The sequence below is a fragment of the Kitasatospora sp. NPDC004615 genome, assembly GCF_042873545.1.
GTDB lineage: Bacteria > Actinomycetota > Actinomycetes > Streptomycetales > Streptomycetaceae > Kitasatospora.
The window spans coordinates 1,515,350-1,530,569 of sequence record NZ_JBIALQ010000001.1 but is presented as its reverse complement, the minus strand read 5'-3'; the positions used below and the strand labels follow the sequence as shown (position 1 = coordinate 1,530,569).

Here is a 15,220-nt window from a genome sequence, read left to right as displayed (position 1 = left end):
TCGAGGTGATCCTGGTGTCCTCGGCAGGCCGGCGCCCGCTGCGCGGCCGGCGCCGGTAAGGACCGCGAGCTCCACCCAACCACCCTGCTGTGTACGCCCGTTGTGGGCGTCCTGCGGTCGCGCCGCCACTGCCGGCGGACCGCTTCCCCGTTGCCCATCTCCTGCTGTGCCGCGTTGCGCGCCGTGTCGTGCTGCGCCGCCGATCGGGGGTGGGTCCGGGGGTGGGCCGGGGTGCGGTGGTGCGGCTCGTGCTGCCGTGAATCGCGCCGCCCACTCCAGGATCGAATTCCGAAAGGCGCCGGGCCATGCGCACCGACCTCACCCTCATCACCACTGCTGTCTCCGCGGCCGCCACCGTCCGCAACCTCGGCATCCTCGCGCACGTGGACGCCGGGAAGACCACCGTCACCGAGCGCATCCTGTTCCTGACCGGGGCGATCCACCGGCGCGGTGAGGTGCACGAGGGCACCACTGTCACCGACTTCGACCCGCAGGAGCGCGACCGGGGCATCACCATCTTTGCCGCGGCGGTCAGTTGTGACTGGGACGGCCACCGGCTGAACCTGATCGACACGCCGGGGCACGTGGACTTCGCCGACGAGGTGGAGCGTTCGCTGCGCGTGCTGGACGGTGCGGTGGCGGTCTTCGACGCCGTCGCGGGCGTCGAGCCACAGAGCGAATCGGTGTGGCGGCAGGCCGACCGGCACGGGGTGCCGCGGATCGCGTTCGTCAACAAGATGGACCGGCCCGGCGCGGACCTGGACGCGGCGGTCGCCTCGATCCGGGACCGGCTCCACCCGGTGCCGCTGGCCGTGCAGTTGCCGATCGGCCGGGAGGGCGAGTTCACCGGCGTGGTCGACCTGCTCCGGCTGCGCGCGCTGACCTGGCCGGACGGTCCGGGCAGCGCCGGTGGCATCGGTGGCGTCGGTGACGTCGGCGGCGTACAAGTCTCCGACGTACCAGCCGAGTTGGTGGCCGAGGCGGAACGCCGCCGGCAGGCGCTGGCGGAGGCGGTGGCCGAACTGCACCCGGCGGCACTGGAGGAGTACTGCGCCACCGGCACCCTCGGCGCGGACACCCTCGCGGGCGCGCTGCGTCAACTCACCGCCGACGGACAGGCGGTGGTGGTGCTGTGCGGTTCCGCGTACCGCAACCGCGGCGTCGAACCGCTGCTGGACGCGGTGACGGCGTACCTGCCCTCGCCGCTGGACGTCCCGCCAGTGCGGGGCGACTGGCAGGGCACCGTCCAGGAACGCTCGGCGGATCCCGAACAGCCGCTGGCCGCACTGGTGTTCAAGGTGAACGCGAGCACCACCGGCAGGCTCAGCAGCCTGCGGATCTACTCCGGCACACTACGGAAGGGGGACACCGTGCTCGACGCGCGCACCGGACGCACCGAGCGGATCGGCCGCATCCTGCGGGTGCAGGCCGACCGGCACACCGAGACCGACACGGCGGTGGCCGGCGACATCGTCGCCGTCATCGGGCCCAAGGCCGCCCGGTCCGGCAGCACGCTGTGCGCGCCCGGCGCCCCGCTGATGCTCGAACCGGCCGTCGCCGCCGACCCGGTGGTGACCGTCGCGGTCGAGGCCCGCCGCTCGATGGACACCGACCGGCTGGCGGTCGCGCTGCTCCGGCTCGCCGAGGAGGACCCGTCCCTGGTGGTCGGGACCGACCCGGAGAGCGGGCAGCGGGTGCTGTCCGGCCTCGGTGAACTGCACCTGGAGGTGGCGGTGGAGAAGCTCCGCCGCGCCGGGCTGGAGGTCACCGTCGGCCGGCCGCAGGTCGCCTACCGCGAGACGCTCTCCCTGGCGGTCGCCGGACTCGTCCTGCGGCACGTCAAACAGGACGGCGGCGCAGGGCAGTTCGCGCACATCGTGGTCGACGTCGAACCGCTCGGCGAACCCGGCGCGGAAGGCTTCGAGTTCCGTTCCACCGTCACCGGTGGGCGGGTCCCGCAGGAGTTCGTGCAGGCCGTCGAGGCGGGCTGCCGGGACGCCCTCACGGACGGCCCGCTCGGCCACCCGGTCACCGGAGTCCGGGTCACCCTCACCGACGGGGCGACCCACGTCAAGGACTCCTCCGACCTGGCCTTCCGCACCGCCGGCCGGCTCGCCCTGCGCGAGGCCCTGCGGCGCGGCAGCCCCGTCCTCCTGGAGCCCGTGGTGGACCTCACCGCGACCGTCCCGCCGGACAGCCTCGGCGGCGTCCTCGGCGACCTGTCCGCCCGCCGCGGCCGCGTCCACGGCTCCGAACCCCAGGGCGCCCGCGGCGCGACCCTGACCGCCACCGTCCCGCTCGCCGAACTCTTCGGCTACGCCGGCGCCTTGCGCAGCCGCACCCAGGGCCGCGGCACCTTCACCACCCACCCAGCCGGCTACACCCCGGCCCCGCGCCGGCAGTAACGGCGCAACGGCATACCCCTCCCGGAACTTCCGGGAGGGGTATGCCTGGTGGGTGCTGTTGCCGGATGGTCGGCAGGCCCGGGCCGGACAGGGGCGGGCGCCGGTTCTGACGTGGCCGGCGGGGCGGTGGACGAAGTCGAGGGTGAGGTTGGGCGAGGGACGGTCTGTAGCCTCGGGTGCCGGAGGCTCAGAAGAATCCCGGCGAGGATCCGTCCAGCGAGCCGATCAGGGCGGCCCGGTCGAGCAGAATGTTGTTGTTCTCGCAGCTGCTCTCGGGAAGCAGCACGCACGCATGACAGGCCGCCAGGTTGAGCCCGTCGGCGCCACTGGCCTCCGACTCCGCGCACAGCGGATCGTTGGAGCACCATCCGGCGCGATCCAACGCCGACCGCAGCGAGTGCTCCAACCGGTCCGGCTCGCCCTGGGCAACGATGCCTCCCAGGCTGCCTGCCGAGTCGCTCGTCGCGGTGTAGATCAGGATTCCCGCCATGTCGTCGCCCGCGTAAAGGCGTTCCCGCAATGCGGCGGCCGGGTAACCGCCGTCCAGGCTCCACTCGTTGATCAGCACGTGGGCGAGGGTGTGCAGCAGCACATAGCGAGGATCGGCGTGGGACGACGGCACCGGTCGGTCCGAACCCTTGGCGCGTTCGTGCAACTGGCGATCGTGGTTCGCCCGGATCCGCTGTGCTCGGGAGATCGGGCCGGGCAGCTGCTCCCATCGGCGGAGACGATCGGTGTCGAGCCGCAGGAACACCCCCTCGCCCCGGACCTCGATCGCGGGCAGCCACGACTGCTTCTGATGCCAGATCTGCGCGTGCCGGGGCATTGCCGTCAGGCCCGGCTCCTCGATCCTGGTGAACGACTGCAGAGCGCGGACTTCGCGCAGACGCTTCACCAGCATGATCTGACCGAGGCCATGGGACTCCCGGAGCGGCTCGGTCGACCCGAGCGGCGGTTCGCAGACGAAATCCTGGGCCCCGACCTCGGGATCCTCCCGATGCGTCCGGCGCAGGCTGTTGTATTCGTCCCGATAGATCGCTGTGCGCGGTGCGTCCGTTGCGACCTGCTGCCCGGACTCGGTCGGACCCTGCTCCGCAGAGCTTCGCTCGGTCTCCCGGCGCTCGCGGATCAGCGCCACGATCTCCTCGGGGTCGTAGGCGGGGTGGTGCTCGAGGATCTTCTCGACACCCAGGTACCTGCGGATGAAGGAGTCCTCCTCATCCTTCAACTTGCTGTACAGACCTGCCGCGAGCTTCGCCATGCCCTCGCTCCACGGTGGGATGGACAGCGCGGAGTGCAGGACGGGGAACCAGACGGAGGACGAACCACGCTGGAGGGTGCGCGGTGCTTCCTTGCAGTCTTCGGCGGGTGCGTCCTTCAACCATGGGAGACGGCCGCCGCAACCGATTCGCAGATCAGCGAGTGCGGTGCGACGGAACGAACCTTCCATCGACGCCGACACGCCGCAGCTGCAGCTGATCAGTACGGCGCGCAGCGAGGCGGTCGAGCCGTCCGACCTGAACGTCAGGCCGCCTCCGCAGCTTCCGGTCTCGGTCCGGCCGTTGTTCCGGTGCACCCACTGCCAGTAGGGGAAGTCCTCCAGGTGGCCGTTCGCGCAGGCCATCACGAACCGGGACGGGACCAGGCTCTCCTGGCAGTTCGAGCATTCGGCCCGGCCCGGGGGCGAGTTGAACTTCCGGTAGGTCTGGAGGGCACCGCAACGCGGGCAGGAGTACCACTCGGGGAACCGCACCGCCCGGACGCCGTCCTTCGCCAGGTCCGGGTCGGGCGCGGGCGGCAGACGGAACTCGTACACGTGCAACTGGTCGGAGAGGCGCGGCTCCACGACGACGGGTGCCTGTGAGACGTCCCATGAGTCGATGCCGCGCACCAGGAACGACTCGTTGTCCACGGCGATCATCGCGCCGACGCCGTACGTGGTGATCAGTTGTGCGCGCCGGATCTCTCCGAGCCGGCGGGCGGCACGGACCGGGCCGGAGATCAGGCTCCGGCGGCGGGTGCGAGGGGGAAGAGGTGTCACGGCTCAGCGCTCCTCGAAGAAGACGGACGAGGCATCGACGTCACGCAGGCTCCACAGGGTGGGCCACGATTCCGCCCCGGTGGTGGAAGCCTCGTCGTCGTAGCTGCTCAGCAGAGCAGGCGTACGGGCGCCCCGGGGCGCTTCGTAGACCAGGTCGGAGTGGTCCTCGGCCGCGTACCGCCAGTCCTGGACGAAGTGGTCGAAGGCCTCGGCGGTGGTGTCGAGTTCGGCAGGGTCGACCTCGGCGACGCGGTCGAGGACGATGCGACGGATGCTGCCGTTCAGATCGTCCAGGAAGTCCTCGATCCTGCCGGCGGCGGCATTCGGTCCCGCCTCCGGCAGGGTCAGCCGAGCCAGTGCCACGATCACCGCGTGCAATCCACGCTCCCTGGCTCGGGAGGAGAACGGCGTCACGCTGGTGGACTCCACCTCCCGGTACAGCGCCGAGTGGAACTGCTGGAAGTCCTCGTAGTGCGAACGGTCGCGAGAACGGGCCGAGTTGAGCATGACCGCCACGAATCCGGGGTGCTGCCGACCGACCCGGCTGGTGGCCTGGATGTACTCGGCGGTCGTCTGTGGCTGACCCATGACCGCCATCAGCCCCAGCCGGTCGATGTCCACGCCGACCGAGATCATGTTGGTGGCGAGCAGGACATCGAGGACGTCCTTCAGCGGCAGCGACCGCTCGACCTCCTTCAACCGTCGGGAGATGTCGCTCGCATTGGCCCGGCTGCTGAGCTCGGTGAGTCCGTCGACCCGACGCGGCTCCACACCGTCTCGGACGGCCAGGTAGTCGAGGCGTTCCTGCACGTCGTCCAGGACCTGGAGTTCCGCTGCGGACAGCAGGCGCAGGCTGTTGAAGTAGCCGACGAGTGTCCAGTAGGCGTCCTTCACGTGGTCCGGCGCGCCACGGGTCGCCGCCCGGTGCAGCAACGCCGCGTACACCCGGATCAGCAGTGTCGCCTGACTGGTGCTGGAGGTGAGCAGACCGACGTAGCGGCGAGCCGCCTTCCGGTCCCGGGAGGTCTCGACGGCGAACCAGGAGTCGCGCGAGTCGAGCCCGGCCGGCGGGAACTGGTCGACCCTACGGGCGAACAACCGGGATCCCTGCTGGTCGGCCCGCCGGATGGTCGCGGTCGAGGCAACCACCTTGGGCCGTCGGGCGAGTGCGTCCACTGCCGTCTCGTACAGACCGGTCAGGGTGCCCAACGGGCCCGAGATCAGGTGGAGTTCGTCCTGCACGATCAGTTCGGGCGGGCGGGTTCCGGGCGGAGCGGTCAGATTGAACAGGGCGGCCGAATCGGGCCGCCACGGCAGCGAGGCGAACTTGTCGACGGTGGCGATCACCAGGGTCGGTCGAGCGTCGTAGACGGCATCATCGACCAGGTGGACCGGCAGGCCCGTGTGGAACGCGCAGTCGACAGCGGGACAGCTGATCACCATCCGAACAGTGTCCTCGTTCGCCGCGTAGTCGTCCGGGGACAACGGCTCACCGCACCACGGGCAGCCGCGCAACTGGACGGGGTTCTCCGTCTGAAGCGGCCGCAGCGGATTGTTGCGCAGTTCCCGCAACCGCTGGGCCGCCACGGACAGTCGGTTCGGGGTGGCGGAGCGGCCCACCCACATGCCGATCGAGATCTCCTCGGCGCCCAGCGACGCCGGATCTCCGGCACGAATCCGTTCCATGGCACAAATCAGCGTCGTGGCTCGCTCGAACTGCTGCAGCGTCAGCAGCCGGAGGGTGTAACGCATGAGGACGGTGACGCCGCCACCCACCGCCCCGTCACGCAGTCGCCGCAGGAAGGTGGTGAACGCGATCAGGCCGAGGTATGCCTCGGTCTTTCCACCACCGGTGGGGAACCACAGCAGGTCGGCCACTCCCCGGTCCTCGTGCTCGGGGTCCACGATGCCCACCAGACAGAGCAGCACGAAGGAGATCTGAAACGGGCGCCAGCGGCCTGCCGAGGCATCGGGCAGGCCGGACCCGCCCCCCTTGATCCATGCCGTTCGGGCACGCTGGTCGGCCATGGCGAGGTTCGCCAGCCTGAACGCGCGAAGCACCTCCGGCCGGTCCGGGTCGGCCAACAGATCCACGCCGTCGTGCATGCGTCGGAGCGCACGGCGGCACTGGCGCACCTGCTCCTCCGCGATCGGGCCGTGCTCGGTGCCGGCCAGCGCGTGGCTCTGTTCCTCCTGACCGTCGATCCAGACCCGGTACCCGTCGAGCATCCGGCGCAGTGCCGCGACGATCTCCTCGGTCGGGGCGGTGCCGAGACCGTGCATCGTCAGTGCGGTGGTGTCGATCTCCGGATTGGAGTCCGTCAGCAGTACCTCGTGGGAGGGTACGAACTCGGTCCGGACCGACGTCACCACGGCCCGGTCGGTGCCCACCTCACCGATCGGCGGAGGAGTCCAGTCCCAGTGCGCCGCGCAGCCGTGCCCGGTGGCGAAGGTCGGCGCGTGCCGGTGCAGCATCCGGCTCAACGCCAGCTCGGAGTCGGCCGCCCCGAGAACCGCATGCCGTTCCACGAACGGCGCGGCGGTCCCGTCCTCGGCAGTCACCTCCAGGACCGGCTGGTAGAAGCAGTGGGCGTCGCGGAGGTCGTACTGGCCGACCTCCAGACTGTTCACGACCGTCGCCGTCACGGTCACCGTGCCGTGCTGCTTCGAGGGCGGACGCACCAGGACGCGGAGTTCGAGACCGGGGTGCAGTGGCTTCTGCGGGGGGAAACCGGGCACCGTCACGTCCACGACGACCGGGTCCGGACGCAGTTCGACGCGACGCCAGTGTTCCTTCTGGGCCTTGGTGCTGCGAGCTTCGGTCCGCTTGGCCGCAATGGGCTTTCCGCGTTCGTCCTCGGGAAGGTAGACGGCCGCGCGGACGGAGAATCTCAGCCGCCGAGCCAGCTTCGGGTCCACGGCGAACGTGAGGCCGAGCGAGGAAGGCATCCGGACGTTGGCCAGGGAGACCCCGAGGTCCACGGTCTCCTCCTCGACCGTGCCTCGGGCGAGCGGGGCCCTGTCCAGGCCGTCCTGTTCGTTCTCCTGCTCGGACGGTGTACGGTGCCCGTCCTGCGGGCGGGTACGCGGGAACAGCACACCGATCGGATACATGGTGATCGGCGCGTCACCCGTGAGTACCTCGTCCGGGCCGCCCACCGGGCCGAGCAGGTCGTCGCGCACCGCCGTCAGCAGGGAGTCGCACATCTCGTAGTGCGCCTGGTGGATCGACTCGTTCACTCAGTGCCCCCTTCGGATCCGGCCGCCTGCTCGTTGTCCCACCGGAAACGCCCGAGTCCGCACAACCTCGGTGCCAACCACACTCCCTGTGGCCCCAGCCCCTCCCGGTCCGTCACCGTGGCGCTGCCCCCGACGCTCTCCACACAGTCGACTCGCAGCCCGGTGATCGCCTGCGGCCACCTCTCCACCGGACTGTGCGCGTTGCGTCGCAGCATCCGGTGCAGGTCGGTACGGAAGCGTTCGGAGACGACCGCCGTCGGTCGGCCGGCGACGACCACGGCGTACGGGGGCGACTGGTCGGCGGCCACCGGGATGCCGTGCAGCAGAACCAGCTCGGCGGGATCCCCGGGAGTCACGGTGGTGCGCAGGTGCTCCATCAGCTCCCGGGCGTCGGCCCGGAAGTCCTCGACACCGGGCGGCAAAGCCTGCGACACGTCACTGCCGAGCAGCTCGATGCCGTTGCGCGCCCAGGCGCTCCGACCGCCGAGGTACCACCGATCCAGCCGTCGGTCCTTGCGGACCAGCCAGGAACTGGGAGCGTCCAGGACATACATGTCGTCACGGGCCCGGGTCATCGCCACGTACAGCAGTCGGGCCTCCGCCGCCGGGTCGTAGTCGCGTTTCTTCTTCTCGACCCGCCGAGGCTCCTTCAGCACCTGCGGCTCGACCACCAGGACCCGGTCGAACTGCAGGCCCTTGGCACGGTGCACGGTGGAGACGACCAGCGGGGCCGCACTGACGCTGGTGAGCTCGTCGGGAAGCCGTCGTTCGGCAAGCGCCAGATGCAGCGCTGGGACATCGACGGTGCCACGGGCTCCCCGGGCGACCTTGCGGACCGATCGCCACAGCGCCTCGGGCGAACTGTCGGCGGGCAGTTCGATGTCGGCCAGCAGCTCACGGAAACGCTCCTGGCCGAGTGTCGAGACGCTGGTGGCACCGAGGAGTTCGGCGAGCCACGGCGGCGCCGAACGCTCCCGGGCCGAACGCTGCAGGGTGTGCGGGACACCGGCGTCGGCGAGCAGACCGGAGACGGTCAGGGCCTGGCCGTTGTCCCGGCACAGTACGGCGGTGGTGCCCGGGTAGTCGCGCAACGCGTCCTGCACGTACTCCAGATCGAGGCCGCCGAAGTTCGGTGTCGTCAGGAGCAGCGACCGCAGGTCCCCGTGGATCCGTTCCGCCTCCTCGGCTGCCCGAGCCGGATCGCGGGGAAGGTGCTGCAGTCTGGCTCCGTACGGCAGGGCGAGGCGGGCGACCTCCGTACGGGCCCGGAAATTGTCGCCAAGGTGCAGCTCGACCAGATCCTCGCCGAAGCTGGCGCGCACCCAGTCCAGGAACCGGTCGGTTTCCTCGGCCCGCTGGTCCGGGTCGGAGACCTGGAACCCGTACACGGCCTGCGCCGAGTCGCCGACCACCGTGAAGCCGGAGTTCTCCTGGAACCGGTCGAGCAACGCCTCGACCATCTCCCGACGGACGCCGACCAGGTCCTGCACCTCGTCGATCACGACATGGGCGGGCACCCCCTGCTCCCCGACCTCCACCGCGCCGTGGTCGATCGCCTCGGTGGCCGCCTCGATCCGGCCGTCGAAACCGACCGTCGACCAGTCGATGTCCGGGTACGCGCGGGTCAGCAGAGCGGTGGCCCAGGCGTCGAAGGTCTGTGCCCGGACCCGCTGCGCGGTGCCCGCGTGCCGCTCGATCCGCTCGGTCAGCTCGCGTACCGCGGCCCGGGAGAAGGTGAGCACCAGGATCTCCCCGGCCTCCAGCTCCTCCCGTCCCACGAGCGCGTCGAGCCGCCGCACCAGCGTGTACGTCTTGCCGGCACCGGCGCCGGCGGTGACCAGCACCCGGGCGTCCCACGGCTGGTCCACCACGGCCCGCTGCTCCGCAGTCAGCGGGTGATCGTCGACGATGTCGCTCACTTCGCTTCGCTCCACAGGTACTCGAAGTCGGTGAAGGCGAGCTTCTCGCCGTAGTTGGTCACGTTGTCCCGCACATTGAGGATGAGACAGGTCTCCTTGCCGCCGTTACGGGGACCGCGCAGGCCGCGACCGATCATCTGCTGGTAGATGTGCGCGCTGTAGGTCGGCCGGGCCACCACCACCGCCCGGGTCGCCGGTGCGTCGAAGCCCTGGGTGAGCACACCGTAGTTGGTGATCACCTGGATCTTCCCCTTGCGGAAGGCGTCGATCCGCTGTCGGCGCTCCGCGGTCGGGGTGTTCGCGTCGATCGCGGCAGCGGTGACACCGCGGTCGCCGAGCTTGGCGGCAAGGAACTTGGCGTGTGCCACCGAGGTCGCGAAGACCAGAACCGGCCAGTCCGAGGGCAGGGCGGCGATCTCGTCCACGATCCGCTGGTTGCGTTCGTGGTCGTCGGCGAGCCGCTGCTCGGCGCCCTTGGGCAGGGTGGCGAACTTCTCGGACTGCTTGAGTTCGTCGGCATTCAGAGAGATCTGACCGCCGGCGAGCTCCCTGTGCCTGACCTGAGCCAGCACCCCGAGCCCCTGCAGCTGCTTGATGGCATGCTCCAAGTCGCCCTGGAACACTTCCGTGTCGAGTCGCTCGCCGAAGCGCTGCACCAGCAACCTGGTCAGTTCCTCGTTGTTGCGGTACGGCGTCGCGGTGAGCCCGATCAGGTGCCGGCCGGTCCGGTGGTGCGTCAAGTCCAGCTGGGCGAACAGCTCGGTGAAACGCGGGGACATCGCGGTGTGGGCCTCGTCGACCACGACCAGCGAGGTGCTCTCCCGCAGCCACGCGTAGTCGTCGGTGTCCAGGCAGCGGGAGAGCTTCGCGTCGGTGGCGACCACCAGGTGCGGGCGGCCGTCGACCGGAGTCGCCTCGTTGCTCGACCACAGTCGGCTGATCACCAGCGGCATTTCCGGGCCGACCTTCGACCAGACGAACTGCCAGCTCTGCACGGCCTGTTCGCACAGCTCCTCGGTCTGCGCGATCCACAGTACCGGGCCCGGCAGCTCCTGCCGCTCACGGATCCACCGGATCACGCCCTCGGCGGTGACTCGGGTCTTGCCACCACCGGTCGGCATGCCGAGCATGCCGCGCCGAGGTACCGGGCTCTCCAGCAGTCCGAGCAGGGCCTTGGCGAGTTGTTCCTGGTACGGGTGCAGGGCGGGGAACTCGCTCGGCCCGTCGACCTCGAACCTGGCCTCCAGGGAGGGCACTCGGGCACCCGCGAAGGAGTCCGGGAAGTTCAGGTCCGCGACGAACCTGCGGGCCTTCTCGCTGCCGTTGAACGAGCTCGGCGCACGGGTCGGGAACTCCAGCGACAGGTCCCGCTCGTGCATCCGGAGGATCGACTCGCCGTGCGAGTTGAACGCCATCTCGGCAATCCGTCGCTCGCTCGGCTCCTCACCGCCGTTCTCCTCCAGCTCGCTGTCCAACAGCCCCGGCGGCAGCCCGCGCTGCAGCGCCTCGCGCCCGATCAGCAGCGCGATCTTGTCGATGACGCTCTCGCTCTCGCGGACCGCGCGCAGCCGCTCCTGCAACTGCTGGTTCTGCTCCTGACGGTCCTGCAGTTCCAGAGCCTGCTTGCAACCGGCCGCGCCAAAGCCCCACTTGAACTCCTCGTCGGCCGCGCGCAGCACCTGCAGTCGGTCGAGCGAGTCCAGTACGTACAGGGTGTTGCCCTTCTTGGCGAACCTGATCGGGGTGGGCGTGCTGGCCGTGGCGGTGCGGACGATCCGGTCCAGGGCCGAGCAGCGCTGGATCTTCAGATTGCTCCCGGTGTTGCCCAGCCGGGCCCGGACCGTGGTGTACACGTCGAACAGCGGTACCGGCGCGCCGACCTTGACCGGGGCGAGTTCCTTGGTGATGACGTCGGAGACCTTCGACATCCCCCACTCCTCGATCATGGCCTTGGCCGTCGCGGCGTCGGAACGGTCGGCGACCAGCAACGCCGGCAACTGCTCGCGCACCAGTTCGTCGTACTCGGCCTGGTTGGTGGCCACCGCGATCTCGCCGTCCGGCCGTTCCTCCCAGCCGGCACCGACCCGACACCGCGTCAACACGCCTTCGGGGAACTCGAAGCCGACCCGGAACAGCTGGGCGTACGCCCGACCGACGAAGGCGTCGTCCTCGCTCGTCAGCACCCGGTCCAGCAGCTTGCTCCAACGGTCCGCCGGCACCTCGTCGGCGGTGACGGGCATGCCGAGACGCTGGGCGAGGTCCGGGCCGATCGACGCCACCGCGAGCACCGCGGCGTACTCCTTCAGCTGCGGGCCGACCGCCTCGGACATCCTGGTGAGGCCGAGCGAGGTGTTCACCAGGCCGTACTTGTTGATCATCCAGCGGAACGGGGACACGACGGGCCTGCGGGTGGCAGTCTGCGCGCCGTACTGCGCGGTCCACTGCTGGACGACGCCCAGTTCGGGGAGCGAGGCGACGAAACCTGCCCGCCCCTCCTCGGACAGTTCGCGCAGCAGGTGCAGCGGACCCGCGGTGGCGGCGCCCTCGACGGTCAGGCGGCTCAGGCTGGGGCGGGGCGCGTTGGCCGGCAGTGTGCGCAGGTAGCCGTTGTGCACCAGTTCCCGGTACTCCTCGAACCACGGCTCCGGCTCGGGGCGGTGATTGGGGGTCGGCCGGTCGGACAGACCGAGCTCGCGGAACACCGCCCGGTCACCGTCGTGGAACGCCATGTCGACGGCGACCGAGCCGTCCCTGCTGCCGTCGCCGGGCACCACCGGGCCGGGCAGGAGGCAGTCGCGCAGGCGCCGGAATCGGCCGTCCACGGTACGCACGTGCAGGGTCTCCAGCGGCTTCGGCACCTTGGCCCGGATCCGCTCCACCTGCGCGTTGCCGCCGGCGCTGCGCAGCAGCACCCAGAAGTTCGTCCAGGCCTGGCTGTCGTAATGATCGAAGCCCTGGTCGAGCACGCCCTCGAAACGTCCCTGGGCGTCTGCCACTCGGATGCCGATGGCGTGCAGGTGCCGGGCCATCTCGGGCTGTTCGGAGATCCGCGGGTCGACGTAGACCATGTCGTCGCGCAGCGAGTCGTCCGAGGTCCGGTGGAAGATCTCACCGGCGACCGGCGCGACCATGCCGTGCTCCTCGGTCAGCACGATCCTCGCCTGGCGGATGTCCGGGGTGAACACGAAGTCGCGCGGCAGTCGGCGGGCCTGCTCCTGTGTCACCATCGCCGAGAGGATCTTGATGGCGTGGCAGGACGCCTCGGGGGTGCCGTCGGCGACCAGTGCCTCCAGCCAGCTCCGGACGCTCTCCGGCTTGCGGCCGGCGGCCTCCATGATGTGGTTCATCTTGCCGCGCCGAATTTTGCTGTCGGCGGAGTCGACCGACGGGTGCACCCAGTCGACGGGGCGCCCGGGGTACTCGGACCAGATCTGCAGCCACTCCTTGTCCAGGTTGGCCGGGGTGATGAACAGGTCCCGGGGGATCTGGAGCACGCCGTTCTGGTCGGGCAGGGACGGGCGCTGCGCCGCCATCGACCAGACCTGCCGGAGGAAGTAGTGGTCCGCCCAGTTCACCGTCTCCTTGGCGCGACCGGGCAGCAGCGGGAGGTACGCGGCGGGGTCCTCGGCGGGCACCAGCGCAGGCAGGCTGTCGACCACCAACCGGGCTGCCACCTGGAGCAGTTCGAGGTTGAACGGGCTGCCGTCCAGAAGATGCTGCCTGTCCTCGTTCGTCTTCCACGGCGCATTGAGGATGCCGGTCAGCGACACCTCGTACTTGGTGGGGAAGAACGCCCAGAACTCTCCCTTCCCGACCGGAACGGTGTACAGCCCGTTGCGGACGTCGTACTCGGGAACGGCCCAGGAGACGTCGATCATCGGGCGGTCGTGCAGTTCGCCGGCGGTGTCGCGGACCTCGGCGGTGGGGGAGTGGGCGACGGAGAAAACCTTCCAGGACTCCGTCGTCGACTTCGCGCCGCGGGTGATCTCCTTGAGCGTCCGGTCGATGCCCTTGCCCTCGACGGTGATGTCCCGCCGTACCGGCGGCATCTTGCGCTGGTCGAGCAGGAGCACCTCCCCGACGTGCGAGGAGAACAACTGGAAGTGGAACGGGAACGGCTTGATCTCCCGCCCGTCGCGGAACTTGTGACCGGTGATGTCGTATCCGAGCCGCTCGGCGGCACCTGGCAGCAGCGGCAGCCGAACCACGGTGGTGGCCCACTGCAGCAGCTTCTCCAACTCCGAGTCGTCGGCGCACTCCTGCTGCCGGTCCAGCGGACGGGCCATCCGCAGTACCGGGGTGTCCATGTCCAACTCGCCGCTCACACCGAGCGCCTGGGCGATCTCCGCTGCCGACCAGTCACGGTCGAAGCCGAAGTCGCCGCTCGCACTGAAGAACTGCGGGCTGTCGCTGACCGACAGCACCGACTTGACGCCGACGCCGAACCGCCCGATCTGCCCTCCGCGCTTGCGGGACACGCTCATCCGCAGGATCGTCTCGGCGCCCTGTGGCGTGACCGGGTTGCCCTCGTTGGCGCAGTACAGGTAATCGTCCGTCAGGACGACGTGCAGCTTCCCGCCGGGCGCGGCGGCGATCTCGTCCGCCGCGTTCTGCACCAGCTCGAACAACTGCCGCTCGCCGTAACCGCCTTGGGTGATACGGCGTTCACCGTTCGCATGTTCCTGCACCAGCCCCGGGTCGACCCGGTAGGTCTCCAGGACGACGGCGGACTGGCGGAGCACGGTGGCGATGACGGGGAGTGCGGACTGCGGGTCGGTCATGGAGCACCTGTCTCGGGAGGGAGTCCCGGCCTTGGGAGGGGGCGAGGAGATGAGGAAGGGCCGGGTGCCGGCGCACGTTGGCCGGCACCCGGGCAGGGTGAACTCCGCGGTCAGCCTTCGACCGTGATGGTGATCGTCATGACGAACCGGCGCGGTACGTCCGCGGGGGCCGGGACCGTCGATTCGCTCCGTCCCTGACGGCCGGGACCGCCGGACGGCGTCGGCGTCTCGGGGCGCCGCTTGCCCCGGGGAGCGCCGGAAGTGCCGCGCCTCTGCGGGCGCGGCTGCACGACGCGCCCGTGATCAGGAGACTGCGCGGCCTCCTCCTCGGTGCACGGGGGCTGCACGGCCGCCGTCGTCCGGGCATGCCGCTGGGCCGCGACCTCGGAGCGCCAGTGCTCCACCTCGTACTCCTCGACCCCCCACACGCTCGTGCGATAGTCCTCCCTGCTCGCGGCGTCCGACAGGGCGTCGTAGCGCGCAAGATGGCGCGCCATCTCCGTTAGAAACGAATCCATGGTTCCCCTCCCAATGAAATACCGGACAACGCTTTGAATTTAGACAAGGCTTCGCCATGGTCTGTCTGCAAGCCTTATCCGCTTGGGAGTTGGGCTGGTCGACAGCTTGAACCTAGCGAGTCCGAGGGGGTCTGTCCACCCCTCGGGGGGATGTCGAGCGCGGCGCGCGGGCGGCAGAAATCCGACATTGAGGATAAATATTAAGAATTGAGATTTTCTATGATTCCACTGCTGGCGCTCTCTGGAGGCCTGGGCGTCAAAGGCAATTTGACACTGTCGCTCCTGTCAACTTCCGCTGCTACTCTTGATCCAGTAC

6 protein-coding genes are annotated in these 15,220 nt (G+C 69.8%); 1 reads left to right on the top strand and 5 read right to left on the bottom strand.

Annotation, left to right across the window (positions count from 1 at the left end):
• Positions 1-305 precede the first annotated feature (305 nt).
• Positions 306-2,405 carry an elongation factor G gene (fusA, locus tag ACFYS8_RS06725; protein ID WP_387636646.1) on the top strand — a complete coding sequence of 700 codons (2,100 nt, stop codon included), beginning with the start codon at positions 306-308 and terminating at the stop codon, positions 2,403-2,405.
• Between the two features lie 187 nt (positions 2,406-2,592).
• On the opposite strand, the gene drmB is transcribed toward fusA, so the two are convergent.
• The 5 genes from drmB to ACFYS8_RS06700 form a co-directional block, all read right to left on the bottom strand.
• Entirely contained in the window at positions 2,593-4,446 is a 1,854-nt protein-coding gene (gene drmB, locus ACFYS8_RS06720; RefSeq protein WP_387636643.1) for a DrmB family protein, read from the bottom strand.
• A 3-nt stretch (positions 4,447-4,449) separates the two neighbouring features.
• Entirely contained in the window at positions 4,450-7,653 is a 3,204-nt protein-coding gene (locus tag ACFYS8_RS06715) for a helicase-related protein (protein ID WP_387636886.1), read from the bottom strand.
• Positions 7,654-7,682: 29 nt separating this feature from the next.
• Entirely contained in the window at positions 7,683-9,605 is a 1,923-nt protein-coding gene (locus ACFYS8_RS06710; protein ID WP_387636640.1) for a UvrD-helicase domain-containing protein, read from the bottom strand.
• Positions 9,602-14,386 carry a DEAD/DEAH box helicase gene (locus tag ACFYS8_RS06705; RefSeq protein WP_387636637.1) on the bottom strand — a complete coding sequence of 1,595 codons (4,785 nt, stop codon included), beginning with the start codon at positions 14,384-14,386 and terminating at the stop codon, positions 9,602-9,604. Before ACFYS8_RS06705 ends, ACFYS8_RS06710 begins: the two co-directional genes overlap by 4 nt.
• A 110-nt stretch (positions 14,387-14,496) precedes the next feature.
• Positions 14,497-14,904, bottom strand: coding sequence for a hypothetical protein (locus tag ACFYS8_RS06700; RefSeq protein WP_387636634.1), 408 nt, complete (start codon positions 14,902-14,904; stop codon positions 14,497-14,499).
• Positions 14,905-15,220 lie beyond the last annotated feature (316 nt).

Excerpts from the sequence above, each read along its gene's own strand:
- fusA (WP_387636646.1), top strand. The coding sequence starts at position 306 with ATGCGCACCGACCTCACCCTCATCACCACTGCTGTCTCCGCGGCCGCC.
- ACFYS8_RS06700 (WP_387636634.1), bottom strand. The coding sequence starts at position 14,904 with ATGGATTCGTTTCTAACGGAGATGGCGCGCCATCTTGCGCGCTACGAC.
- ACFYS8_RS06715 (WP_387636886.1), bottom strand. The coding sequence starts at position 7,653 with ATGTGCGACTCCCTGCTGACGGCGGTGCGCGACGACCTGCTCGGCCCG.
- ACFYS8_RS06705 (WP_387636637.1), bottom strand. The coding sequence starts at position 14,386 with ATGACCGACCCGCAGTCCGCACTCCCCGTCATCGCCACCGTGCTCCGC.